This is a genomic window from Streptomyces sp. NPDC016851, assembly GCF_055562795.1.
The window spans coordinates 306,267-329,162 of the sequence record NZ_JBVHEP010000008.1; the positions used below are offsets into that span (position 1 = coordinate 306,267).

A 22,896-nucleotide genomic window follows, 5' to 3' on the forward strand; every position below is an offset into this window, starting at 1 on the left:
CGATCCTTGCTGTACACGTTGATCGTCGGTCTGGGCCGCTCGGGCCTGGGATTGCATGTGCCGGTGCTGTCGCGGGCCCGGTCCCAAGCCCTCGGTACCTTCGCCGACCATCCGATCGTGGGAGTGGATCCCGGCAACACCGTCCGCACCGAGCGGCCGGATCTGCTGATCGCCGCATCGCTGCGCCGGGCGCGCGACCTTCTCGACCCGGCACGAACCGTCGTCCATCTGTGCACTCCGCCCGCCGTGCGCGCCGAGGTGCTCCGCGAGGTGGCGGAGCTCGGGTTCTCGCGGATCCTCATGGAGAAGCCGCTGGCCGGTGACCTGGCCGCACTGCGGCGCGTCCTGCGGCTCGCGCGGGAACAGCGGCTGCACCTGTCCGTGGTGGCGCCCTGGCTGCACAGCACGCTGACCCGGCGTCTGGTCCAGCTGGTGGGCGATCGGGGGCCCGGCGCTGTGCGTTCCGTGTCCGTCACCCAGCACAAGCCCCGGTTCCGGCGCTCCCTGAGTACCAGCAGTCACACCTCCGCCTTCGACGTGGAGGCGCCGCACGCGGTGGGTCTCCTCCTGCGCCTGCTGGGTGACGCGCAGGTGCGCGGCGCGCGCTGCGCCGATCTGCGGGTGGGCACGACGACAGTGCCGGACATGGGCGGTGCGCACCTCGAACTGCTGCACACGGGCGGGATCCGCAGCGAGGTGCTGTCCGACCTGTCCGCACCGGTACGCCAGCGGCGGATCGTCCTCGGCATGGCGGACGGAAGCGTCGTCGGGCACTACGCGGTCGGCCAGGACGACGACTTCGCCCAGTTGGAGATCACCGGTGGCGGCCGCACCACCCGTGAGGTCCTCCATGACGACTCACTCATGGCATGTCTGACCGATGCCTATCGCCGCTACGCCGAGGGCGGCGACGGAGCCGGTGGCGGCGACCTCGGCCTGCACGTGCGGGCGGTCGAGCTGCTGGCGGAGGCGAAACGGCTGGCGGCCCGGTGTCCCGACGGCGGCACGCCACCCGACGGCGGCACGTCACCCGCGGGCGGCACGTCTCCCGCCACCGACACGGCACCCCTCACCGAGACGGCTCCCGCCACCGACACGGCTCCCGTCACGGACACGGCTCCCGCGGGCGCCGCGCACCCCCGCAAGGAGGCCCTCTCGCATGGCCGTTGACCTTCCCGGAGCGGATCCCCGGGAGTCCCGGTGCACAGTGACCGAGGACGCCCCGAGCGGACGGGCGGCCCCAGGTATCCGGTTCGCGGGCATCGGGGACGAGGCCGCGGCGGATCTCACGGGGCAACTGGAGGCGCTGCGCCGACTCGGCTGGGGGGCGATCGAGCTGCGCACCGTCGACGGCCTCGCGGTCGCCGACCTCGACGACCGGGCCTTCGCCACCCTGGCCCACCGGGTCGCGGCAGCCGGCCTCGACGTCGTCTGCGTCGATTCCCGGATCGCCAACTGGAGCCGCCCGATCACCGGGCACTTCGAGGACGATGTGCGCGAGCTGCGCCGGCTGGCCCCGCGCTGCGCCGCCCTGGGCACCCGCTTCGTCCGGGTCATGTCCTACCCCAACGCCGGCCTGGACGACGAGGAGTGGGGCAGGCGGGCGCTGGAGCGGATGACCCGGCTCGTCCGGCAGGCCGAGCAGGAGGGGCTGGTGCTGCTGCACGAGAACTGCAGCGGCTGGGCCGGCACCCGGGCCGACCGGATGCGGGAACTCCTCGACCGCGCCGGCGGTCCCGCGCTGCGGCTGCTGTTCGACATGGGCAACGGAGTGCCGCACGGCTACGACGCCCGCGCGCTGCTGGACGAGATCATCGACCACGTCGCCCACGTACACGTCAAGGACGCCCGGACCGGGCCGGACGGCCAGGTCACCTACACACTGCCGGGCGAGGGCGAGTCCCGCGTGCGCTCCTGCCTCGACGCCCTCGTCGACCATGGTTACACCGGCGCCTGGTCCATCGAACCCCACACTCATCTGCGACCGCACCAGGGCCGGGACGCCACCGCAGCCGACGGTGTTGCGGCGTTCGTCCGCTACGGGAGGTGCCTGGAACGGCTCGTTCGGCAGGAAACCCGGCCCGCCCGGACTCCCGTGGGCGGAGAGCGGCATGGCTGACGTTCCGGCCCGGCCCGGCTCCCCGGCCCTGCCGCTTTCCACGGCTCTGCCGTATCCCGCCCGGTTGACGCCGGCCGATCACGACCTGCTGCTCGGTCTGCTCGCCACGCCGACGGCCGGGCCGCTGGAGACCGGCCCCGACGGTCCCGCCGTGCGCCTCTGGGAAGCCGGACGGGCCTATGCGGAAGCTGCCGCGGCGATCGGTCTGAGGGTGCTGCGCCACGCCCCGCCCGGTCCGGCGGCGCTGCACCGGGACGACGTACCGCTCACGGTCCGGGAGGCGGCGGCGCGGGACGGGACGTTCCTGGCCCGGCAGCCCAGTCTGGTGCTGCGCCTCGGGCCCGAACTCCCGCGACGGGACACGGTGATGTTCAACGTCCACCTGGACACGGTGGCCGGCTGGTGGCCCGCCCGCTTCGACGGCCGGCGCTTCACCGGCCGGGGAGCGGTCGACGCCAAGGGCCCCGCCGTCGCCCTGCTCGCCGGCATCCGGGCCGCCCGCGCCGCCGAACCGGCCCTGGGCAGCCGGATCGGTGTGCTCGTCCAGGCAGTCGCCGGGGAAGAAGGCGGTGCCATGGGCACGTTCGGCACCAGGCCGCTGGTGGAGGACGGGTTCACCGGCGGGCTGAACCTGTTCTGCGAACCCACCGGACACCGCTTCCTGCCCCGTTCGACGGCATCCATGACGGCCTTGGTCCGCGTCGACGGCGAGGACGCCGTGGACGACCGCCCCGAAGCCGGTCACAACGCGACCGTGCTGCTCGGGCACATCAGCCACTACCTGGCCCGAACCCTGCCACCGCGGACAGCGGACGGCAGGGTGTGCGTGGCCGGACTGCACACCGGCGAACGGCACAACCGGGTCTACGGCACCGGCCGGCTGCTGCTCAACATCTCCTACGGGTCACAGCCGGCCGGCCGCGCCGCCGAGGCCGCGCTGGAGCAGACCCTGCGCGAGGCACTCGCCGACTTCGCCGCCGGGGCCGCCGGCATCCCCGACCTGGCCAGGACGGCCGCCGACGCGGCACGGATCACGTCCCTGCAGTGGTGCAAGCGCGGCCTGCCCGCGCTGGACGGCCGAGGCCGCGCGCCGTGGGCCGAGGAACTGCTGGAACGTCATGCGGGCCTGGTGCGCTGGCCCGACGAAGTGCCGGCCTTCACCTGCGACGCGATCTGGATGGCGGACGTACCCGACGCCTACACGGCGGTCTTCGGTCCCGGCGACCTGGACGCCAACCACGCGCACGCCGCCGACGAGTACGTCGACCTGGACGACCTGGACCGGTACGCCGACGAGATCGCCCGCATTCTCGTCGCCCGGGTCCGCCACGGGCCGCCCGGCGGCAGTGCCGGCGAACCCTCTCACGCTCACTCAGCTGCCGTGCCCGGCGCGGCCGCGGACGGGATCTCTCCTCGATGACCTCGACGGTTTCCACCATCTCCACGGCCTCCACGGCCTCCGCAGACGCCACCGCTGCGGCTGCCGCGGCCCCCCGTTCCGGTCCGTGCGCCGTCCCACCGCAGGACTCCGGCGCGGTCGGCGACATCGCCGCACGGGTGCCGTACCCGGAACTCCTCGCCTTCGTGACGCAGGTGCTGCGCGCCAGGGGACTGCCCGAGGACCGCGCGCGAACCGCCGCCGAGGCACTGTGCCACGGCGACCTGACGGGCTTCACCAGTCACGGCATCACCAACCTCACCCGGCTCTACCTCCCGCTGCTCGACTCGGGCCGCTGCGACCCGTGTGCGGAGCCGCGCATCGTCGCCGACCGCGGTGCCTCGGTGCTCCTCGACGCCCGCCGGGCGCTCGGGCTGTGGGCCGCCGCCGAGGCGATGGACCTGGCAGTGGACCGCGCCCGCCGGCACGGGGTCGGCATGGTCTCGGTGCGGGGAGCCACCCACTTCGGCTGCGCCGGCCACCATGCCCTGCGCGCGGTCCGGCACCACATGGTGGGCCTGGTCACCGCCAACTGCGGCCGGCAGCGGATCGTCCGCCCGGTCGGCGGACGCGCTCCCATGCTGGGGACGAATCCGCTCGCACTGGCCGCCCCGGCCGGCGACCGGCCGCCGTTCGTCCTGGACATGGCCACCACGGTGGCTCCCACCGGCAGGATCCGGGCCGCCGCACGCGCCGGGCAGAGCGTGCCCGAGGGCTGGCTGCAGGACGACGACGGCGCGCCGGTGACCGACCCGGCCGCCTTCGACCGCGGCCAGGCGCACCTGCGCTGGCTCGGCGGTGACCCCGACACCGGCGCGTACAAGGGCTTCGGTCTCGGCCTGCTGGTCGAAGTACTGTCCGCGCTCGTCCCCGGAGCAGGCACCGGCCCGCGGGAGGAGACGACGGAGCCGGCCGGCCCTGACGACGACATCGGCTTCTTCCTGCTGGCCGTCGCCCCCGGGCGTCTCAGGCCCGAGGCGGAGTTCCGCGCCGACGCGGCGGGCTTGTTCGGTGCCCTCCTCGGCTGTCCGCCGGTCCGGGCGGACGAACCGGTGCGCTATCCCGGCTGGCCGGAAGAAGCCCGCTCCAGGGAACGGCGCGCTCACGGCGTACCGCTGGAGCCGGCCCTGCACCGGGAGCTGCTCGACCTGGCCCGGGACTGCGGTCTGAGCTTCCCGGATCCCGTCCGCCCCACAGGGCCGGGGAGCCCGGCATGACGCTTCCCCGCATCGGCCTCATCGGCCTCGGTGTCATCTCCCGCTTCTACCTGGCCGCGCTCGAAAGCGCCGCGTACGCACGGCTGGTGGCGGTGTGCGACCCCGACGAGGACCGGCTCGCCGCCGCACCCGCGCACGTGCCGCGCTACCGCGACCACCGTGAGCTGCTGCGGGCCGCGGACCTGGACGCCGTGGTGGTCAACGTGCCCAACGACCTGCACCATCCGGTGTGCAGGGACGCGTTGGCGGCCGGACGCGCGGTCTGCGTGGAGAAGCCGCTCGCCACGCGCGCGCACGACGGCCACCATCTCGCGCGGCTCTCCCGACAGAGCGGCGCCGTGCTGTTCACCTCCTTCCACCGCCGCTACAACCGGGAGGTCGACGCGCTCCGCCGGCGCATCGCCTCCGGCGCGCCGGTCGTGTCGCTGACGGTGCGCTACGAGGAGACGATCGAGGAACACGCCGGCCGGGACCGCTGGTATCTCGACCCGGAGCGCTGTGGGGGCGGCTGCGTCGCCGACAACGGGCCCAACGCGTTCGATCTCGTCCGCCTGTTCCTCGGAGACGTACGGGTGACCGAGGCCACCGTGCACCGCGACGCCCGGGGCGTCGACCGGCAGGCGCAGGTGTTGTTGACCGCACTGTCCGGCGGGGCGGCCGCCCGGGTGGTGCTCGACTGGTCCCGACCCGGCGAGCGCAAGACGGTCGAGGTACGGCTCGCCGACGGGACCGTCGACCGTGCCGACATGCTGGCGGGACATCCGGAGTTCAAAGGGTCCCTCTGGCACGAATACGTGGGCGTCCTACGGGACTTCACCGAGGTTCTGTCCGGCCGCCGTCCGAACGGCCCCGACGGCCTGGCCGCCCTGGAACTGGTGGCCGCCACGTACGCGTGCGAACGCCTCGGCCGACCCCATGCCGGACAGGAGGTACGCCACCCATGACACCCGGGGAGGACGGCGCCAAGCGCGCCGTGCACGGACAGCTGGTGAAGGTCCTCACCCACCGGCGGGACGACCGGGGGATGACGCTGGAGGAGTTCGCGAGCCGGTGTGTCCGCCGTGGGGAGGTGCATGAGCTGGTGACCACCGACCACACGGAGACCGCCGCCGGCACGCGGATCGACCGCGTCGGATTCCTGGGCTTCGTGGAGATCGGCTGCGCCGGCGTCATCGACCGGGGCGACGAGGTCTGGGCCGGCGGGAGCATGGTGGGTTCGGTTCTGGGATTCGACGCCTGCCACTTCCCGAACCACTACAACATCCTGATCTCGGCACCCGAACGCCTCACCGGTCCGCAGCTCGGCCTCGCCCCCGAAGCCGAGGTCAGGTTCGAGCAGCGCGCCGGGGTGCCGCGCCCGCACTGACCGACGCCGGCCGCCTGGAGTGCGGCCGGCGTGCTCGCTCCGTAGGCTCGTACGGGAGTGCTGCCGGCGGGCCGAGGTACATCCGGCGCACCGCGTCGCTCGCCTCCGGCTGAGGTGAGGTGGAGCCGTTCATGACCACGCCACGGGACCTTTTGATCACGACCATGGACCTGGCGGCCAGTCGCGCGCCGGAACGAGGCGATCTGTCTCTCGCGCTCGCGGGAGCCGAGCTGATCGACCTCCTGGACGCCCGAGCCGTCACACTGGCCGGTGACCACATCGTGCCGAGTGACCGGCGCGCCATGGCTGATCGGATGCTGGACGAGGCCGCGTCGTCGCTCGCGCGACAAGCGCCGTACGACTCGGTCGACACCTGGTTGTGGCGCAGGGGCCGCGGCCTGTCCGAGGCGTATCTGGCCGCCCTTGAAGCAGAAGGGCAGCTCGGCCGGCGGCGCCACCACCGCTGGATGATCTTCCAGCCCCCTCACACCGTGCTGGTGGATTCGCCCGCACGCCGCCACGCGGCGCACCGCTATGCGTCGGACGAGCCCGTCCTCGCCGCCCTCGCGGCGGCCGCCGGGATCGGAGACGAGCGGACCGAACCGTCACCGAGCGTGGCCGACGAGGCCGTGGCGACCGTGCTCGCCGCCGTCCAGAACGCGGTAAGGGATCTGGAGGCCGAGCGGCAACGGCGAGCCATCGACGAGGCGGCCTTCGACAACATCTGGCGGGGCGAATAGGGACAGCGTGCTCGATGGCGCGAGTCCGCACGCTCGTTGCGAGCGGTCAGGTGCCGAGGGGCAAGGTGAGGGTGACGGTGCCGCGGAGGTCGAGCCAGGCCTTGTCGGGGCTGCGGACGAGGCGAAGGATCACCTGCTCGCAGCCGGGGCAGCGGCCGACGTATCCCGGGGCCTGTGCGTAGACGTGCAGGTGCGCCAGAGGCCAGTGGCTGCCACAGCCGGTGCACCGGCCCAGAGCGCTGGTCGGGTCGACCGTGAGGATTTCGGAGAGGGGCCCGGCCAGGGCGTTGCCGTCCTCGTAGTCGTACTGGCCGGTGTCCGGGTCCTGGTCGGAGTGGTGGGGCATCTCATCCTCCACTGTTGTGGGGCGTCTCAGCCTCCACTGGGGCCGAAACGTTCGGTGCGGATACGGTCCGGGGCATGGCCCAGGGCTACCAGCAGGTCGGCGGCCGTTTCGACGAAGCCGGTGGGGCCGCAGACGTAGCAGGTGGGTTCCAAATCCGGCGGCCACCCGGCGCGAGACAGGTCCGCCGCGGTGAGCCGCCCGGCGGGCCTCGGCCACTGCGGCGGGGCCGAGCGGGTGTAGAAGTACGTCCTGTCGAGGCCGGGGTCGTCCCGGCTCAGGTCGGTCACGTAGAGCCGGTCGTCGGGTGTGCGCACGGAATACACCAGCCGGAAGGGCGTTCGACTGCCGGCCGCGCGGCGGACCCGGATCATCGCCATCAGCGGCACCAGACCGGAGCCGCCGGCCACGAGCAGGACGGGTTCCTTCTGCTCGGCGCGCCACACGAACCAGCCGCCGACCGGCCCACGCAGTTCCAGCAGGTCGCCGACCGCGAGTTCGTCCGCGAGGTACGGGGACACCTCGCCGTCGGCGACGCGCTGCACGGTCAGCTCGATGCGCTCGCCGTCCGGCGCCGAGGCCAGGGAGTAGCTGCGCTGTGTGCTGTAACCGTCCTCCGCGGTGAGCCGCACATCGACGTGCTGGCCCGCCAGATGGCCCGGCCAGCCGGGGACGTCGAAGACCAGGGTGTGCGCGGCGGGGGACTCGGGGCGCCGGTCGGCCAGCCGTGCCGCCTTCCAGCGCAGCCGGTCGCCTAGTCGCCCTGGTACCGCTGCTCGCGCCATGGGTCCCCGTAGTCGTGATAGCCGGCGCTCTCCCAGAAGCCCGGTTCGTCCTCGAGGAGCAACTGGATCCCGCGCACCCACTTCGCGGACTTCCACAGGTACAGGTGCGGGACCAGCAGCCTGGCCGGGCCGCCGTGCCGGGGCGCCAGGTCCTCCCCGTCGTAGCGGTACGCGATCCACGCCTGCCCGTCGAGCAGGTCCTCCAGCGGAAGGTTGGTCGTGTAGCCACCGTAGGAGTGGACGAGCGCGAACTCGGCGGCGGTCTCCACGTCCTCCAGAAGGAGATCCAAGGAGACCCCCTGCCACTCGGTGGCGAACTTCGACCACTTCGTGACGCAGTGCAGGTCCACCGTCGGCGTCTGGCTGGGCAGCGCCATGAGCTGCGCCCAGTTCCAGCTGCGCCGCGCGCCCGTCTCGGTGCGGACGGTGAACTCCCACGCGTCACGGTCCACCCTCGGCGTGGGCCCGGCGGACAGGACCGGGAAGTCGGTGGTCTCGTACTGCCCGGGAGGCAGTCTGTGGTGCGTATCGCCTGGTCGGCCGCGGAATCCGCGCGAAACGATGGCCATGCCGTGCCGCCGTTCTCCGGAGGTGCCCTCTCCGCCATTGTTGACGACATGGCGCGTCAGAGCATCTGCGCCCGCTCCGGTCTCCTCCGGCTTGGGACGGCCCTTCTCCTGAGCACCTTCACTCGCCCCTCCTCCAGATGTCCGTGAACCGGTCGAGGAGTGCGGCCGCCGCCGTCACGTCGTCCGTGAGCGGCCGGTCGGCCTGGTCCTCGTCGAGGACCGACAGGGCGAGCTCCAGCGCGCGGCCCACGGGAAGGTCCGGATCGGGCGAGATCTCGCGCTGGCGCAGCGCCCGTACGGCGGCGACGAGTTCGCAGCCGACGACCAGCCGGTACGCGCTCGCCGCCGACCCGCCGGTGCTCCTCATGGACGAGCCTCCCCCACTGCCCTGAACGGGCGTGGGAGGTGCCCCCAGGCGCGGTCGACCCGGTCGTGCGCGCCCAGCCCCAGGACGAACTGCTGCGGCTCCAGAAGGAGTTGAGCAAGACCATCGTCTTCGTCACCCACGACGTCGACGAGGCCGTACGGCTGGGCGACCGGATCGCGATCTTCCGTACCGGTGGCCATCTGGTCCAGTGCGCCGCACCCACCGAGCTCCTGGCCCGCCCCGCAGACGACTTCGTGGCCGACTTCCTCGGCGCCGAGCGCGGCCTGAAGCTGCTCTCGCTGAAGACGCTGGCGGCCGTCCCGCAGGGGCCGGCCCGGAGGGCGGCCCCTGGGTCCTCGTACTCGACGCGGCGAACAAGCCCCTGCACTGGGCCTCGGGCGACACCGAACTCCCCGTACGACCGCTGGGGGACGACGACTCCCTGCTGTCGGCCCTCAACGAGTCCATCGCCTCCCCCACCGGCCTGATCGCCCGCGTCGACCCCGACGGCGTCCTCACCGGCGTCTCGTCCCGTGACGACATCCACCAGCACGCGGGGCAGGCCCACACGGAAGCCCGGGTGGCCGCATGACGATCGACTGGTCGTGGATCGGCGACCACACCGACGACCTCACCACCCTCACGGTCTCCCACCTCCAGGCCGCCCTGTCCGCCGTCCTCTTCGGCGTCCTGATCTCGCTCCCCCTGGCCGTGGTCGCCCACCGGATCCGCCCCCTGCGCGGCTTCCTGCTCGGCATCTCGAACGTCCTGTTCACGATCCCGTCGATCGCGATCTTCGTGCTCCTGCTGCCGGTCAGCGGCCTCACCCGCACCACCACCGTCATCGGCCTGACCATCTACACGCTGGTCGTGCTGCTCCGGAACACCGTGGAGGGTCTCGACTCGGTCCCCGCGAAGACGAAGGAAGCGGCGAAGGCGATGGGCACGCGCCCCCTGCGCACGCTCCTGACGGTCGAGTTCCCGCTCGCGCTCCCCGTGATCATGGCGGGCGTCCGCATCGCGACGGTCATGTCGATCTCCCTCGTCTCGGTCGCGACCTACATCGGCGACGGCGGCCTCGGCCAGCTGTTCACCGACGGCTTCCAGCGCAACTTCCCGACGCCGGTGATCGCGGGAGTGGTCCTCACGATCCTCCTGGCCGTGGTCGCGGACGCGGCCCTGGTCGCCGTCCAGTACGTCCTGACCCCGTGGCGGAGGCGGCGAGCCTGACATGTACGAACTCTTCAAGAACCTCGGCGGCTGGCTGACCAGCGATGCCCAGTGGTCCGGCTCGGACGGCATCACCCACTGCCTCGCCGAGCACCTCCAGTACTCGCTCCTCGCCACGCTCATCGCGGCCGCCATCGGCCTCCCGCTGGGCCTGCTGATCGGCCACACCGGCAAGGGCGCGTTCCTCGCGATCAACCTGGCGTCGTTCGGCCGCGCGCTCCCCACCGTCGGCCTGGTCGTCCTGGTCTTCCTGGCCGGCGGACTGTCCATGCTCCCGGTCTACGTGGCTAGGGACCCCTCGATGAACCGACGCACTCTCCTCGGCGGCCTCTTCGCAGCGGCCTCCGTCCCCGCCCTCTCCGCCTGCGCGAGCGGCATCACCTCCCTCGACAACCAGGGCACGACCTCCGGCGGCGGCTCCAGCAAGGGCGGAGTCACCATCGGCACCGCCAACTTCACCGAGAACCAGGTGCTGGGGTACCTGTACGCCGCTGTGCTCACGGCAGCCGGCGTGAAGACGAACGTCCGCCCCAACCTCGGCACCCGCGAGATCCTCATCCCCGCGATCAAGGGCGGTGACATCGACGTCCTGCCCGAGTACCAGGGCGCCCTGCTGCACTACCTCGACCCCAAGGCGACGGAGACCGAGGAGGGCGAGATGCAGAACGCCCTCGCCGTCGCGCTCCCCGCCGGCCTCCAGGTGCTGCCGTACGGCATGGCGGAGGACTCGGACGCCTTCGCGGTCACGCGGGAGACGGCGAAGAAGTACGGCCTGACCTCCCTGGCCGACCTGAGGAAGCAGAACGCAGGCTGGTCATCGGCGCGGCGCCGGAGGTGAAGAAGCGCCAGGTGGGTGTGGTCGGCCTCAAGGACGTCTACGGGGTGGAGTTCAAGGAGTTCAAGTCCCTCGACTCCTCCGGCCCTCTGGTCAAGGGTGCCCTGAAGAAGGGCGACGTGGACGTGGCGAACCTCTTCACCACGGACACCGACATCCAGGCCAACGACTGGGTGGTGCTGACGGACCCCGAGAACCTCATCCCCGGCCAGCACGTCGTCCCGCTCATCGCCGACCGCAAGGCCGACTCCACGGTCCGCAAGGCCCTGGCCCGCCTCGGCAACGTCCTCACCACGGCCCAGCTCACCGAGCTCAACCGCCAGGTGGACAAGGACGAGAAGGACCCGGAGGACGTGGCGAACGCGTACGCCAAGCAGCACGGGCCGGCCTGACGAGGTCGGGAATCCGAGGGAGCGGACGAACACGAAGACTCAGCCCTCGATACCGACGGTTCCCCGATCCCGCGCGTCGGAGGACCTCAGCGCGAGGGCCGCGATGTCGTCGTCGAGCCTCCCGCCGCTGTGCTGCAGCAGAGCCAGGTGCAGCTGGTCGAGCAGCTCACGGGGCTGCTCCGGGCCCCGCCGCCGCATCCAGTCCGGCAGCGGGAAGAACTCGCCCGCGTGGTCCCGGGCCTCCGATACGCCGTCCGTGTAGAGCAGCAGCTGGTCCCCCGGGGCGAAGGCGACGACGTCGACCCAGTAACGGTCACCGATGAGCGCTGCGAGGTTGAGAGGCGGGGAGGCGATGGTCGGGACCAGGACCCGGACCTTTCCGTGATGCGCGATCAGCGGCGGAGGATGCCCGCAGTTGAGAAGTCGTACGCAGCCGCCGTCGTGCGGGATCTCGGCGAGGAGAGCAGTGGCGAAGTGCTCGGGCTGGTCCTGGGTCGGGAACACGGTGCTGTGACGCGTGACGGCGGTCTCGAGGCGGTGGATGACGCCCTGCAGGTCGGGCTCGTCGTAAGCGGCCTCTCGGAAGCAACTGATCACCGCCGAGGCCGCCCCCACCGCGGACAGGCCCTTGCCCCGTACGTCGCCGATGAGCAGCCGGACTCCGTGCGGTGTACCGATCGCCTCATAGAAGTCGCCGCCGATCCGGGCCTGCTCCTGGGCCGCCAGGTACAGCGACTCGATCTCGACGCCCTCGATGCGGCGTGGCAGCGGGCGCAGCAGCACCTTCTGGGCCGCGTCGGCGACGAGCCGGATCTGGAAGAGCATTTCCTCACGCTGAAGCCGGACATGACTCCCGTATGCGGCCGCCAGGGTGACCGCGACGATCGCGGCCGCCGTGTACTGCGTCCCCAGATCGGTGTGGAAGAAGCTGAGGACGATCATGAGCAGCAGGCAGAAAGCCCCCAGCAGGATCGTGGGGAGCACGGGCCACATCGCGGCGGCAAGGGCGGGCGCGACGGGCAGAAGGCGGCTGAAGGCGATCTCCCTGGGCGTGGAGAACGCCAGGCCGGCGATGAGGGCGGTCAGGATGAGGGGTGACAGCCGGGCAGCTTCCCATCGGCCGCTGTAGGCGGGGCGACGGCGCCACAGCCGTGCAGACATGATCACAAAATGCATCATATCGGCCTAATCGGATATCAGGCGCGGAAGGATCATGCGCCGCACGCCGGAAACGCGCGCCGGACGGCCACCTCCGGAGGAGCCGAAGCCATGCGGCGCATCCCGCCCGGACGCCCGAGGCCAGCCGGGCACGGGACGGCCGAGCCCTGGTCACTCAGGATCACCGATGCTAAAAAGGTCGCATGGCGAATCCTTTCGCCCGTTTTCGACACCTGTCAGTCAAGCGCCTCCTCAGCAAGGGCACGCGGAGCGTGGCCGGGCAGGTGCTGATTTTCCAGGTGGCTCTGGTGGTGCTGCTCGTGGCCTGCGGCGTCCTCGCTCTCATCCTGCAGTCGGAGCGGGACAACAACGCCGAGGCCAGGCGACGCTCCACGGCCGTGGCACAGACCTACGCGCACTCACCAGGCGTCCTGGCGGCATTGCGGACCCCGGACCCGAGCAAGACTCTCCAGCCGCTCACCGAGGCGGCACGCCGGGCCGCCGGCGTCGACTTCATCGTGGTCATGGACACCGAGGGCATCCGGTACACGCACCCCCTGCCGGACCGCATCGGACAGCGGTTCGTGGGCGAGATCGGGCCGCCGCTGGCGGGGAAGGTCTACGTGGAGAGCGTCGACGGCCCGCTCGGTCGCGAGGTGCAGGCCACGGTCCCGGTCGAGAACGCCGACAGCCAGGTGGTGGCCCTCGTCTCGGCCGGGATGAAGGTCGAGAACGTCGAAAGTCAGGTGGCCCGGCAACTACCGATCATCCTGGGCGCCGGAGCCGCAGCGCTCGTGCTGTCCACCGGTGTGACGGCGCTGGTGGGCAAGCGGCTGCGACGCCAGACACACAGCCTGGCCCCGGACGAGATGACCCTGATGTACGAGCACCACGACACGGTTCTCCACTCCGTTCGGGAAGGGGTACTGATCGTGGCCGCCGACGGGCAGCTGATGCTGGCGAACGACGAAGCCAGACGCCTGCTGGAGCTGCCCCCCGACGTCGAGGGGCAGCACGTCTCGGAGCTGCCGGGCCTCGATCCCGAGACGAAGGCGCTGCTCGCCTCCGGGCGCGAGGCCACCGACGAGGTGCACCTCGCGGGCGAGCGGCTGCTCGCGGTCAACCAACGGCCCACGGACTTCGGAGGAGGCCCCGAGGGGACGGTGGTGACACTGCGCGACTCCACCGAGCTGCAGGCGGTGACCGGCAGGGCGGAGGTGGCACGGGAGCGGCTCAGGCTGCTGTACGACGCCGGACTCCGCATCGGTACCACCCTGGACGTGCTGCGCACCGCCGACGAGCTGGCGCAGGTCCCGATTCCTCGCTTCGCGGACTTCGTCACCGTGGACCTGGCCGACGCCGTCCTGCACGGCGAGGAACCGGCCCTCACGGCGACGGACATGCGACGCGCGGCCGTGTGCGGCATTCAGGACGACCATCCGCTCTCCGAACAGGGCCGGCTTTTCGACTACCTTCCCGCCACGCCCCAGGCGCTCGGCTACGGCAGCGGCCGGTCCCAGCTGGTGAGCGATCTGCCGACCGCCACGGACTGGCGCGTGCAGGACCCCGAGCGTGCCAAGGCGATCATCGACCACGGCATCCACTCCCTCATCAGCGCCCCCATCCAGGCCCGTGGCGTCGTGCTGGGCATGGCCAATTTCTGGCGCGCGCACCCGCATGAGCCCTTCGACGAAGAAGATCTGTCGCTGGCGGAGGAGCTGGTGGCCCGTGCCGCGATCAGCATCGACAATGCCCGCCGTTACACCCGCGAGCACGCCCTGGCGGTCACCCTCCAGCGCAGCCTGCTGCCACAGGCCCTGCCGGAGCAGAACGCCCTCGACATCGCCTACCGCTACCTCCCCGCCCAGTCGGGCGTGGGCGGAGACTGGTTCGACGTGATTCCGCTGCCGGGGAGCCGAGTGGCACTGGCCGTCGGGGATGTGGTCGGCCACGGCCTGCACGCCGCCGCCACGATGGGACGGCTGCGGACCGCGGTGCACAACTTCTCCGCCCTCGATCTGCCACCCGACGAGCTGCTGAGCCATCTGGACGACCTGGTCGGGCGCATCGACCAGAACGAGACGGCGGAGAGCGCGGCGGGCGTCGTGGGCGCCACCTGCCTGTACGGGATCTACGACCCCGTGACGCGCCACTACGTCATCGCGCGTGCGGGGCACCTCGCGCCCGCGCTGGTCCAGCCTGACGGAACCGTCACCTTCCCGGACGTGCCGGCCGGACCGCCCCTGGGCCTCGGCGGCATGCCCTTCCGGACCGCGGAGCTGTGCCTCGCGGAGGGAACCCAGCTCGTCCTGTACACCGACGGACTCATCGAGGACCGCAGACGCGACCTGGACGTGGGAATGGAGCTTCTGCGCGACACACTGACGGGCCACGCCGGCCGGCCGCCCGAGGAGACCTGCCAGGACGTGCTGGACAACCTGCTCCCCGCTCGTCCCAAGGACGACGTCGCCCTGCTCGTCGCCCGTACTCGGGTACTGCCGCGCGACCGCATCGCCGACTGGGACGTACCGGCGGACCCGGCCGCCGTCTCGGGCATGCGCGACGCTGTGTCCCGAAGGCTCGAAACGTGGGGCCTGTCGGAGTTCGGCTTCACCATGGAGCTGATCCTGAGCGAGCTCATCACCAACGCCATCCGCTACAGCGCCGGGCCGATCCACGTGCGGCTGATCCGCGACCGCACGCTGATCTGCGAGGTGGCCGACGGCAGCAGCACGTCACCGCATCTGCGGTACGCCGCGACGACGGACGAGGGAGGCCGGGGCCTGTTCCTGGTGTCGCAGATGGCTGAGCGCTGGGGCACCCGGTACACCCCGCAGGGCAAGGTGATCTGGGCCGAACAGGCCCTGCCCGAGGTTGTCGTCCGTTGAGCCCATGGTTCGCACCGCGGCCCTCCGCGCGGCAGGTCGCGCAGAGGGCCACGGTGCGCGCGTCACTGCTCCCGGGGGCCCTGCCCGTCACATGTCGACGAGCTCCCTGGGCGGACTGTCACGGCGCCATCTCGTACGCCCCGGACAGTGCCTCCACTCGCTCCCAGACGCGTCCCGAACGCGCTTCGTCGACGACGGGACGCCGGACGGCACCGAGCGCCCAGCGCTGCTGGTCCACCGTGGCGGAGTCCTTGCCGTGCAGTTCGACGGCGAAGGCCGAGAAGTCGCGGACGAGGACGGAGAACAGTTCGTCGAGCACATCCTCGTCCAAGTCCGTCATGCGGGCCTGCTCCAGGATCAGCTGGCCGTGCACCACCAGCGCGAACAGCTGGCCGACAGCGAGAAGAAGATCGAGGTCGCGGCTCTGCTCCTCGTCGGGGGCCGCGGTGGCGACGAACTCGCACAGGGCGTCGGCCTGCTCCCGGAAGCGGGCGACGTTCGGCACGCCGGCGTATGCGTCGTAGGCGGGGCGCCAGTCGTGGAAGCGTACGGAGCCGAGGCCACGGGCCGGTCCCTGCTGGAAGAGCAACGTGTCGTCGGCCGCGTCGAGGCGGGTCGGTACGGGCGCGAACTCGGCCGGGTGCAGCAGGTGGTTGCGCATGAACTTGAGGATCAGCGCGAGGTTGACGTGGACCGTGCCTTCGAGCTTGGGCAGCCCCCGGATCTCGACGGCGGCCTGGGCGAAATAGGTGTCTTTCTCGAAGCCCTTGGCGGCGATCACGTCCCACATCAGGTCGATGACCTTCTCGCCCTCCGTGGTCACCTTCATCTTCGTCATCGGGTTGAAGAGCAGGTAACGGCGGTCGTCCGGCGAGGCGGAGCGGAAGTAGTCGACGGCGCGGTCGCTGAACAGCTTCATGCCGACCAGGCGGACGTACGCGTCGGCCAGCTCGCGGCGCACGTGCGGGAAGGCGGTGACGGGGCGGCCGTACAGGATGCGGTTGTGCGCGTGGGTCACCGCCTCGTACATCGCGTGCTCGCAGATGCCGATCGAGGCGGTGCAGAGGTTGAACTTGCCGACGTTGACGGTGTTGAGGGCGGCGTCGAAGGCGGCGCGGCCCGTGTGCAGGACGTCGTCCGGGCCCACCGGGTAGTCCTCGAGACGGAACTCGCTGACGTACTTCGAGGAGTCCACGACGTTCTTGACGAGGTGATAGGCAGGGTGGCGGCTGTCGGCGGCGAAGAAGACGTAGCCGTCCGGGCCCTCGATGTCGGCGCGTCGGCCGAAGACCGAGACGAGCCCCGCGGCATTGCCGTTGCCGATGTAGTACTTGGAACCCGTCGCCCTGAAGCCGCCGTTGCCGTCCGGCGTCAGCAGCATGTCGGTGGAGTAGATGTCGGCGCCGTGGGTCTTCTCGGAGAGACCGAAGGCGAACACCTCCCCCTGGGCGAGGAGTTCCGCCGCACGGGTACGCGCTGCGGCGTTGTCGCTCTGCCAGACCGGTCCGAGGCCGAGGATGGTCACCTGCCACGCGTACCAGTAGTCGAGACCGTAGAACCCGAAGATCTCGTTGAGGGCGGCGATCCGGGCCGTGTCCCAGCGCTGGTCCTTGTGTCCGGCGGCGGACGCCGGGGTGAGGAAGGTGGCGAACAACCCCTCCTTGGCCGCGAAGGCGAGGAAGTCCGCCAGCCAGGCGCGGGAGCGGTAGTCCTCGATGAGCCTGCGCTTGCCGCGGTCCTCGAACCAGTCGACGGTGGCACGCAGCAACCTGCGGGTCTCGGGGTCGAACTGCGCCGGGTCGTAGGTACGGGGGTTGAAGAGGAGGGGGTCGGCCATGGGGGTCCGCCTTCCGAGGGTTGAGGGTGAGGGTGGAGGGTGGAGGTACAGGTCTGAAGATCGCGGGGTGCGGGCGGCGGTGGCCGGCGGGTCAGGCGTGCGGGGGTGACGTGCCGAGCCGGCGGAGGGTGGCGAGTACGTCGTCGAGCCAGGCGATCGTCATCCGCTCGTACGCGATGCCGCCGCGCAGCACGACATGCTGCAGTTCCTGACCGGCGTCGAGCGGGGTGGGAGCCGCCGGGCCGGTGAAGTCGCGCAGCTCCCCGGCCCGATAGTGCGCGAGCCGGTCGATGTGCACCTGGCGGTGCCGTTCGACCTCACGGATCAGCACGGACGGGTCGTCGAAGGCCGCGCCGCGGATCTTCACGGCGAGTTCGTGCCGCATGCTCTCGGGCTGGATCGATTCGTGCAGCCACTGAGAGAGGGCGGCGCGGCCGGGGCCTACGACGGAGTACTCCTTCTTGTCCGGTCGGCTCTGCTGCGACAGCTCGCGGACGGCGAGCAGGCCCTCGCTCTCCATGCGCTTGAGAACGCGGTAGATCTGCTGGTGCGTGGCGGTCCAGAAGTAGCCGATGGACCGCTCGAACCGCCGGGCCAGCTCATAACCGGAGCCCGGCTTCTCCAGCAGGGAGACGAGGATCGCGTGTTCGAGCGCCATGCCTCGATCTTCATATGCAACTCGTTGCATAACCAAGGGGCGCTGCCCAGGTGAGACAGGGCTCACGCGGGGCGGCGGCGGTGGACTCCATGCCCGCGGGCTCGATCGAGGCTCTCGCGGAGGCCCGACGGTCTACGTCCGAACCGATCAAGCGGGCCAGTCAAGCGCTTCGATGATCAGGCGCCTTTTCAACCCGCCATCAGACGGAGCGCGTTCAATCCACTGGTTGTTGCAGCAGGGTTACGTTCGAAGCGCTTCGATAATACGGTGTGCCCCCAAGCCGACCACGCGTCACAGAGGGGGAGCGCAGGTGCAGGCACCGCTGATACGCATCCTGGGACCGATCGAGGTCAGCGACGGCGCACACCCGGGGCCACTTCGCGGCATCAAGCCGTGCGCACTGCTCACCGCGCTGCTGCTCAGGCCGGGGAGCGTGGTGTCCCTGGAGAACCTGATGGACGCCCTGTGGGCGGGCGAGCCGCCGCGCTCCGCCGTCGCGAACCTGCGCTCGTACGCCCATCTCCTGCGCCGACGATTACCGATGGCCACCCCGCTGATCAGCCACCAGGGCGGTTACGAACTCCGCATCGCGCCGGACGCCGTCGACCACCTGGTGTTCGAGCGGCTCGCCGACCGGGGCCGCAGCGCGGTCACCGACGACCCGCCCCGGGCCATCGAGCTGCTCAACGCCGCGCTGGCGCTGTGGAGTTCGGACCACGCGGCCCCCGGAGTCGAGCGGTACGGCATGCTCGACGGCCCGCTGCGCACCCTGGACGCCGAGCGCATCCGCGCCACCGAGGATCTGGCCGACGCCTGGCTCGGCGTCGGCCAGCCGCACTCCGCGCTGCGTACGGCGGGGCAGGTGCTCGCCGCGGAGCCGCTGCGCATCCGCAGCTGGCTGCTCGTCCTGAACGCCCATCACCACCTCGGCGAACCCGGACGCGTGACCGACGCGTTCGAGTCGGCGCGGACCGTCTTCCGCCGCGAGCTCGGCACCGAACCCGATGCCTGTCTGGGCCGGCTGCATCAGCAGCTGCTCGCGGGGTGAATGCCATGACCGCCGGGCTTTTGACGGCCTGCCACATCCTGGTCGCCGTCGTCCTCGCCGCATCCGCCGTGGGCAAGGCACGGCCCGCCGGATTCCGTGCGTTCCTCACCACGCTCGCCGACATGGGCCTCGGCACTGCGGGCACGCGCCGCCCGCTCGCGTACGCCACCGTCACGGCCGAAGGCGTGGCCGCGGGCCTGCTGTTGCTGCCCGGCACGCGGGCCGGTGTCATCGGGCTGCTCCTTGCCTCGCTGGTCCTTGCCGCGCTCACCCTCGGCGTGGTGCGGGCGGTACGGGGCGGCGGTCCGCCCGTGACGTGCGCCTGTTTCGGCCGCACCGGGCGCCCCCTCGGCGTACTGCACCTGGTCAGGAACACCGGACTGCTGCTGGCCGCCGTCGGCGCCCTGGTCGTCACCGGCTCCGGTCCGATGCGGGCGGCGGGCGGCGGGCTGGTCGTGTCCGTGGCCGCGGGTGCGGTGCTGGCCGTCGTCGTGATCGGCCTGGACGACATCGCCGATCTGTTCACCGCGCCCACCGCCTCCGCCGCTCGCTCCACCGACCTCCCGTAGGAGTCCCCGTGTCCCTCGGTCTCTCCGCGCTCGGCCTGCTCCTCGGCCTGTTCAATCTCCTTCTCCTGTACGGCGTCATCCGCCGGCTCAAGGAGATCGAGGCCCGCCCGGCCCACGCGGCGTCCGCCCCGGTCACCGGCATCACCGACGCCCACCGGATGACCGCCGGCGCCATGGTGGACATACCGGACGGCACCCGGCCCGCGCTCGTCGCCTTCCTCGCACCGGGCTGCGAGCCCTGCGAGCAGTTGCTGCCGCTGGTCGTCACGAGCGCCATGGACGAGCCCGGCGGCAGCGAACGGGTCGTCGCCGTCCTCTCCGAGGGCACCGACGACGACAACGCGCGCTTCACGAAGGCCCTGGAACCGGTGGCCCGGGTCATCGTCGGCGACCCGAAGGACCCCTGGGTCGAGTCGTGGATCACCACGTTCCGGGTGGACGGGCTGCCCCTGGTCTGCGGCCTCGAGGACACCGGCGACGGCGTGGCGATCCGCTGGTCGGCGGTGAGCGCGCCGGAGCTCATCGCCAAAGCGGGGATCGTGGGCCGGCCGGTCGTATGACGCACCCGGCACAGCACCCCGTGTCCCGGCCCCGGGTCGCGGCCACGGCGCTGCGGCTCGCGCTCGGCGCGCACCGCCGCGCCCTCGCGGCGACCCTGCTGCTCGCCGTCGTCGAGGCCACCGGGCCGATCGCGGCGGCCTGGCTGACCAAGCAGCTGATCGACTCGCTCACCGGGGACGGGACGCGGGAGGTCACCGCGACCGCCGCGGCCCTGGCAGCGATCGGCGTGCTGCTCGCGCTCCTGCCGTACGTCGACGATCTCTGCCAGGGCGTGCTCACCCGGGCCGTGGCGCTGACCGCGCAGGACCGGCTGTTCCGTGCGGTCAACGCCCACCCGGGCCTGGACCTCTACGAGGATCCGGTACGGCTCGACCGGCTCCGGCTCGCCCAGCAGTCCGGCCAGGACACCCCCGTACAGCTGGTGCAGTGCGCGCTGATCGTGCTGCGGTCGGGGTGGACGCTGGTGGGGTTCGCCGGGATTCTGGCCGCCGTCAGCCCGGTCCTTGCGGGACTGGTGCTGCTCGGTGCCGTACCGAAGCTGGTCGCGGAGCTACGGCTGGCCCGGGCGACAGCCGCGGCGTTCGCGGGCGTGACGGCCGGCGAGCGCCGCGAGGCGTTCTTCTCGACGCTGCTCGGCGGTACGACGGCGGCCAAGGAGATACGGCTGTTCGGCATCGGGGATGTGCTGCGGGAGCGCATGCTCGTCGAGCGGCGGGCCGTCAACCGGATCCGGCACCGGCTCGACGTACGCCGTCTGAGCGTCAACTCCCTGCCCACGCTGCTGGCTTCGGGTATCGCGGGCGGCGGGCTGCTGTGGGCGGTGGGCCGGGTGTCGGCCGGGACGCTGACGGTCGGGGACCTGTCCGTGTTCCTCGCGGCGGTGGCCTCGGTACAGGGCGGACTCGGCTCGGCGGTCACGGCGGTGGCCAACGGCCATCAGCATCTGCTGGTGTTCGCCGAGTACGTGGCCGTGGCCGAGGGCGGCGCACGGCCCGGCACGGCGCGGCGGGTCGCGGGCCCCCTGCGCGACCGGATCGTCCTCGATGACGTGTGGTTCCGTTATGCCCCGGATCTGCCGTGGGTGCTGCGGGGCGTGACGCTGACGGTGCGCGCGGGGGAGAGCGTGGGTCTCGTCGGTGTGAACGGGGCCGGCAAGAGCACGCTGGTCAAACTGCTCTGCCGGTTCTACGACCCCGAACGTGGGCGGATCCTGTGGGACGGGACGGATCTTCGGGAATTCACGCCCGAGTCGCTGCGGGACCGGCTAAGTGTCGTCTTCCAGGACTTCGTCTCGTACGAGATGACGGCGGCGGAGAACATCGCGCTCGGCGATCCGGCGCTGGCCGTTCGCACTCCAGACGGCGCCCTGGGCCCGGAGGTCGTCGAGGCCGCGCGCGAGGCGGGGGTACACCAGGTCCTCGCGAGTCTCCCGGCCGGGTACGACACGATGCTGACCCGGGGGTTCTTCGGGGCGAACGACCGGGACAGCGGTGTCGTGCTCTCCGGCGGACAGTGGCAACGGGTCGCGCTGGCCCGGGCGTTGCTGCGGGCGGACCGGGACCTGTTCGTGCTCGATGAACCGACTTCGGGCCTCGATCCGGATGCTCAGGCCGAGGTCTCCGATGTGATCCGGGGGTTGGGGCGGGGACGGGCCCGGCTGCTGATCTCGCACCGGCTGAGCGAGGTGCGTACCGCGGACCGGATCGTGCTCCTCGACGGGGGTGCGGTGCGGGAGGAAGGACCGCACGAGGAGCTGATGAGGCTGCCGTCGGGACGGTACGCCGAGCTGTTCCGTGGGCAGGCGGCGGGATTCCGGGAGGACGCGTCAGGGCCGGAGCGGGAGGTGGCGGGGGTTCAGCGGGTCGAGTCCGGCCGGGAGCGGGAGGTCGCGGGGTGAAGCGGCTGCTCGGCAGGTGGCTGATGCTCGTGACCGTGCGGGGGCACAGCATGGAGCCCGGGTTGCGGGACGGGGCGGTGGTCCTGGCCCGTCGGCTCGGAGGTCGTACGGGCGGAGGCTGGCGGCTTCCGGGCGGAGGCGGACGGCTTCCGGGGCGGGGCGGGCGCCTTCCGGGGCGAGGCGGGCGCCTTCCGGGGTGGCGCGGTGGCTCGGCGGGCCGGCGGCTGCGTGTGGGCCAGGTGGTCGTCCTGCCGGTGCAACTGCCGGACGGCGCCCGTGTGGTGGGGCCGGTCGCGGACGGGGACGGGCTGTGGGTGAAACGGATCGCGGCGTTGCCGGGCGACCCGGTTCCGGCCGGCGTTCCCGGGGGTCCTGGCCTGGTGCCGCCCGGGCGGATGGCGGTGCTCGGCGACAACGCGGCGGTGAGCACGGACTCGCGGACCGTCGGCCTCGTACCCGTGGACGTGGTGGTCGCGGTGGTGCTCGGCACGACCGCCCGGCCCCCCGCCGCAGGACGCGACGGGGGGCCGGGCGCGACAGATGCCACGGGGAGGCGGCACCGGGGAGAACAGGAACCGCGTCAGTAGCAGCAGGAATAGAGCGTCCACGCCGTGCAGTTCGTGCCCGGCGACTGGCAGGTGCGGCGCCAGTTCCCCTTGGCGGAGGGGTACTGGGGGCCGCAGCTCGTGTCACGGCGGCACCAGTACTCCGTGGTACTCGCATCGGCCTCGGCGCGCGGTACCACCCGGCCGAGGACCGAGTCCGCGAGTCGGTTCAGAGTGCGCATGACTAACCCCCAATTGGGGCCGTCGCCCGTCACGACGGCGTTCGTCCATGACGCTACGGGGACGGCATACGCCTGCCATACATCGCCGATAC

21 protein-coding genes and 4 pseudogenes are annotated in these 22,896 nt (G+C 71.7%); 17 read left to right on the forward strand and 8 right to left on the reverse strand.

Features of this window, described 5'->3' with window-relative positions:
- Positions 1-6: 6 nt before the first annotated feature.
- From ACZ3I3_RS15905 to ACZ3I3_RS15935, 7 genes are all read left to right on the forward strand, one after another.
- Positions 7-1,170 (forward strand): Gfo/Idh/MocA family oxidoreductase, encoded by a 1,164-nt coding sequence (locus ACZ3I3_RS15905; protein WP_467365451.1) that lies wholly within the window; start codon positions 7-9, stop codon positions 1,168-1,170.
- Entirely contained in the window at positions 1,160-2,119 is a 960-nt protein-coding gene (locus ACZ3I3_RS15910; protein WP_467365453.1) for a sugar phosphate isomerase/epimerase family protein, read from the forward strand. Before ACZ3I3_RS15905 ends, ACZ3I3_RS15910 begins: the two co-directional genes overlap by 11 nt.
- On the forward strand, positions 2,112-3,539 hold the full coding sequence (locus ACZ3I3_RS15915; protein WP_467365455.1) for a M20/M25/M40 family metallo-hydrolase: 1,428 nt from the start codon (positions 2,112-2,114) through the stop codon (positions 3,537-3,539). Before ACZ3I3_RS15910 ends, ACZ3I3_RS15915 begins: the two co-directional genes overlap by 8 nt.
- Positions 3,536-4,774 (forward strand): Ldh family oxidoreductase, encoded by a 1,239-nt coding sequence (locus ACZ3I3_RS15920; protein ID WP_467365457.1) that lies wholly within the window; start codon positions 3,536-3,538, stop codon positions 4,772-4,774. The genes ACZ3I3_RS15915 and ACZ3I3_RS15920 overlap by 4 nt, the downstream gene beginning before the upstream one ends.
- Entirely contained in the window at positions 4,771-5,718 is a 948-nt protein-coding gene (locus ACZ3I3_RS15925; protein ID WP_467365459.1) for a Gfo/Idh/MocA family protein, read from the forward strand. Before ACZ3I3_RS15920 ends, ACZ3I3_RS15925 begins: the two co-directional genes overlap by 4 nt.
- On the forward strand, positions 5,715-6,140 hold the full coding sequence (locus ACZ3I3_RS15930; RefSeq protein ID WP_467365461.1) for a DUF6917 domain-containing protein: 426 nt from the start codon (positions 5,715-5,717) through the stop codon (positions 6,138-6,140). The genes ACZ3I3_RS15925 and ACZ3I3_RS15930 overlap by 4 nt, the downstream gene beginning before the upstream one ends.
- A gap of 131 nt (positions 6,141-6,271) precedes the next feature.
- Positions 6,272-6,880: a GOLPH3/VPS74 family protein gene (locus ACZ3I3_RS15935; protein ID WP_467365463.1), complete on the forward strand. Its 609-nt coding sequence runs from the start codon at positions 6,272-6,274 to the stop codon at positions 6,878-6,880.
- Positions 6,881-6,926: 46 nt separating this feature from the next.
- Here the strand turns inward: ACZ3I3_RS15935 and ACZ3I3_RS15940 are convergent, their stop codons facing one another.
- From ACZ3I3_RS15940 to ACZ3I3_RS15955, 4 genes and pseudogenes are all read right to left on the reverse strand, one after another.
- Positions 6,927-7,226: a DUF6510 family protein gene (locus tag ACZ3I3_RS15940; RefSeq protein WP_467365465.1), complete on the reverse strand. Its 300-nt coding sequence runs from the start codon at positions 7,224-7,226 to the stop codon at positions 6,927-6,929.
- Positions 7,227-7,252: 26 nt separating this feature from the next.
- The gene (locus tag ACZ3I3_RS15945) at positions 7,253-8,008 is read right to left on the reverse strand and encodes a ferredoxin reductase (protein WP_467365467.1); all 756 of its coding nucleotides are present in this window, start codon (positions 8,006-8,008) and stop codon (positions 7,253-7,255) included.
- A complete protein-coding gene (locus tag ACZ3I3_RS15950; RefSeq protein WP_467365469.1) occupies positions 7,978-8,577 on the reverse strand; it encodes a sulfite oxidase-like oxidoreductase in 600 nt (199 codons plus the stop codon). The genes ACZ3I3_RS15945 and ACZ3I3_RS15950 overlap by 31 nt, the downstream gene beginning before the upstream one ends.
- A 118-nt stretch (positions 8,578-8,695) precedes the next feature.
- Positions 8,696-8,923: pseudogene (locus ACZ3I3_RS15955) on the reverse strand (histidine ammonia-lyase); the annotation flags it as partial.
- Here ACZ3I3_RS15955 and ACZ3I3_RS15960 point away from each other — a divergent pair.
- The 4 genes and pseudogenes from ACZ3I3_RS15960 to ACZ3I3_RS15975 all read left to right on the forward strand — a co-directional run.
- A pseudogene (locus ACZ3I3_RS15960) lies at positions 8,913-9,536 on the forward strand (P-loop NTPase family protein); the annotation flags it as partial. The pseudogenes ACZ3I3_RS15955 and ACZ3I3_RS15960 sit on opposite strands and share 11 nt — an antisense overlap.
- Complete coding sequence (locus tag ACZ3I3_RS15965; RefSeq protein WP_086558573.1) at positions 9,533-10,174, forward strand: ABC transporter permease; 642 nt, start codon at positions 9,533-9,535, stop codon at positions 10,172-10,174. The pseudogene ACZ3I3_RS15960 and the gene ACZ3I3_RS15965, both read left to right, overlap by 4 nt.
- A 1-nt stretch (position 10,175) precedes the next feature.
- Positions 10,176-10,463 (forward strand): annotated as a pseudogene (locus ACZ3I3_RS15970) (ABC transporter permease); the annotation flags it as partial.
- A 12-nt stretch (positions 10,464-10,475) separates the two neighbouring features.
- A pseudogene (locus ACZ3I3_RS15975) lies at positions 10,476-11,401 on the forward strand (ABC transporter substrate-binding protein).
- Positions 11,402-11,440: 39 nt separating this feature from the next.
- Here ACZ3I3_RS15975 and ACZ3I3_RS15980 read toward each other — a convergent pair.
- The gene (locus tag ACZ3I3_RS15980) at positions 11,441-12,562 is read right to left on the reverse strand and encodes a PP2C family protein-serine/threonine phosphatase (RefSeq protein WP_467365517.1); all 1,122 of its coding nucleotides are present in this window, start codon (positions 12,560-12,562) and stop codon (positions 11,441-11,443) included.
- A 200-nt stretch (positions 12,563-12,762) separates the two neighbouring features.
- Between ACZ3I3_RS15980 and ACZ3I3_RS15985 the strand changes: the two genes are divergently transcribed.
- Positions 12,763-15,447 (forward strand): SpoIIE family protein phosphatase, encoded by a 2,685-nt coding sequence (locus ACZ3I3_RS15985; protein ID WP_467365472.1) that lies wholly within the window; start codon positions 12,763-12,765, stop codon positions 15,445-15,447.
- A gap of 118 nt (positions 15,448-15,565) precedes the next feature.
- Here ACZ3I3_RS15985 and ACZ3I3_RS15990 read toward each other — a convergent pair whose 3' ends face one another.
- Positions 15,566-17,284, reverse strand: coding sequence for an acyl-CoA dehydrogenase family protein (locus ACZ3I3_RS15990; RefSeq protein ID WP_467365474.1), 1,719 nt, complete (start codon positions 17,282-17,284; stop codon positions 15,566-15,568).
- A gap of 91 nt (positions 17,285-17,375) precedes the next feature.
- Positions 17,376-17,942 carry a PadR family transcriptional regulator gene (locus ACZ3I3_RS15995; RefSeq protein WP_467365476.1) on the reverse strand — a complete coding sequence of 189 codons (567 nt, stop codon included), beginning with the start codon at positions 17,940-17,942 and terminating at the stop codon, positions 17,376-17,378.
- Positions 17,943-18,252: 310 nt separating this feature from the next.
- Between ACZ3I3_RS15995 and ACZ3I3_RS16000 the strand changes: the two genes are divergently transcribed.
- The 5 genes from ACZ3I3_RS16000 to ACZ3I3_RS16020 are packed head-to-tail and all read left to right on the forward strand — an operon-like array spanning position 18,253 to position 22,604.
- The gene (locus ACZ3I3_RS16000) at positions 18,253-18,990 is read left to right on the forward strand and encodes an AfsR/SARP family transcriptional regulator (RefSeq protein WP_356925690.1); all 738 of its coding nucleotides are present in this window, start codon (positions 18,253-18,255) and stop codon (positions 18,988-18,990) included.
- 5 nt (positions 18,991-18,995) lie between these two features.
- Positions 18,996-19,559, forward strand: a complete 564-nt coding sequence (locus ACZ3I3_RS16005) for a MauE/DoxX family redox-associated membrane protein (protein ID WP_467365479.1) — start codon at positions 18,996-18,998, stop codon at positions 19,557-19,559.
- An 8-nt stretch (positions 19,560-19,567) separates the two neighbouring features.
- The gene (locus tag ACZ3I3_RS16010; protein ID WP_467365481.1) at positions 19,568-20,119 is read left to right on the forward strand and encodes a thioredoxin domain-containing protein; all 552 of its coding nucleotides are present in this window, start codon (positions 19,568-19,570) and stop codon (positions 20,117-20,119) included.
- Positions 20,116-22,017: an ABC transporter ATP-binding protein gene (locus ACZ3I3_RS16015; protein WP_467365483.1), complete on the forward strand. Its 1,902-nt coding sequence runs from the start codon at positions 20,116-20,118 to the stop codon at positions 22,015-22,017. The genes ACZ3I3_RS16010 and ACZ3I3_RS16015 overlap by 4 nt, the downstream gene beginning before the upstream one ends.
- Complete coding sequence (locus tag ACZ3I3_RS16020; RefSeq protein ID WP_467365485.1) at positions 22,014-22,604, forward strand: S26 family signal peptidase; 591 nt, start codon at positions 22,014-22,016, stop codon at positions 22,602-22,604. Before ACZ3I3_RS16015 ends, ACZ3I3_RS16020 begins: the two co-directional genes overlap by 4 nt.
- On the opposite strand, the gene ACZ3I3_RS16025 is transcribed toward ACZ3I3_RS16020, so the two are convergent.
- Positions 22,598-22,804, reverse strand: a complete 207-nt coding sequence (locus ACZ3I3_RS16025) for a hypothetical protein (protein ID WP_467365487.1) — start codon at positions 22,802-22,804, stop codon at positions 22,598-22,600. The two genes, ACZ3I3_RS16020 and ACZ3I3_RS16025, sit on opposite strands and share 7 nt — an antisense overlap.
- Positions 22,805-22,896 lie beyond the last annotated feature (92 nt).

Coding starts and splice junctions, on each gene's coding strand:
- ACZ3I3_RS16025 (WP_467365487.1), bottom strand. CDS start 22,804: ATGCGCACTCTGAACCGACTCGCGGACTCGGTCCTCGGCCGGGTGGTA.
- ACZ3I3_RS15965 (WP_086558573.1), top strand. CDS start 9,533: ATGACGATCGACTGGTCGTGGATCGGCGACCACACCGACGACCTCACC.
- ACZ3I3_RS15940 (WP_467365465.1), bottom strand. CDS start 7,226: ATGCCCCACCACTCCGACCAGGACCCGGACACCGGCCAGTACGACTAC.
- ACZ3I3_RS15915 (WP_467365455.1), top strand. CDS start 2,112: ATGGCTGACGTTCCGGCCCGGCCCGGCTCCCCGGCCCTGCCGCTTTCC.
- ACZ3I3_RS15920 (WP_467365457.1), top strand. CDS start 3,536: ATGACCTCGACGGTTTCCACCATCTCCACGGCCTCCACGGCCTCCGCA.
- ACZ3I3_RS15980 (WP_467365517.1), bottom strand. CDS start 12,562: ATGTCTGCACGGCTGTGGCGCCGTCGCCCCGCCTACAGCGGCCGATGG.
- ACZ3I3_RS15935 (WP_467365463.1), top strand. CDS start 6,272: ATGACCACGCCACGGGACCTTTTGATCACGACCATGGACCTGGCGGCC.
- ACZ3I3_RS15995 (WP_467365476.1), bottom strand. CDS start 17,942: ATGGCGCTCGAACACGCGATCCTCGTCTCCCTGCTGGAGAAGCCGGGC.
- ACZ3I3_RS16015 (WP_467365483.1), top strand. CDS start 20,116: ATGACGCACCCGGCACAGCACCCCGTGTCCCGGCCCCGGGTCGCGGCC.
- ACZ3I3_RS15930 (WP_467365461.1), top strand. CDS start 5,715: ATGACACCCGGGGAGGACGGCGCCAAGCGCGCCGTGCACGGACAGCTG.
- ACZ3I3_RS15990 (WP_467365474.1), bottom strand. CDS start 17,284: ATGGCCGACCCCCTCCTCTTCAACCCCCGTACCTACGACCCGGCGCAG.
- ACZ3I3_RS15950 (WP_467365469.1), bottom strand. CDS start 8,577: ATGGCCATCGTTTCGCGCGGATTCCGCGGCCGACCAGGCGATACGCAC.
- ACZ3I3_RS16005 (WP_467365479.1), top strand. CDS start 18,996: ATGACCGCCGGGCTTTTGACGGCCTGCCACATCCTGGTCGCCGTCGTC.
- ACZ3I3_RS15925 (WP_467365459.1), top strand. CDS start 4,771: ATGACGCTTCCCCGCATCGGCCTCATCGGCCTCGGTGTCATCTCCCGC.
- ACZ3I3_RS15985 (WP_467365472.1), top strand. CDS start 12,763: ATGGCGAATCCTTTCGCCCGTTTTCGACACCTGTCAGTCAAGCGCCTC.
- ACZ3I3_RS15945 (WP_467365467.1), bottom strand. CDS start 8,008: ATGGCGCGAGCAGCGGTACCAGGGCGACTAGGCGACCGGCTGCGCTGG.
- ACZ3I3_RS15910 (WP_467365453.1), top strand. CDS start 1,160: ATGGCCGTTGACCTTCCCGGAGCGGATCCCCGGGAGTCCCGGTGCACA.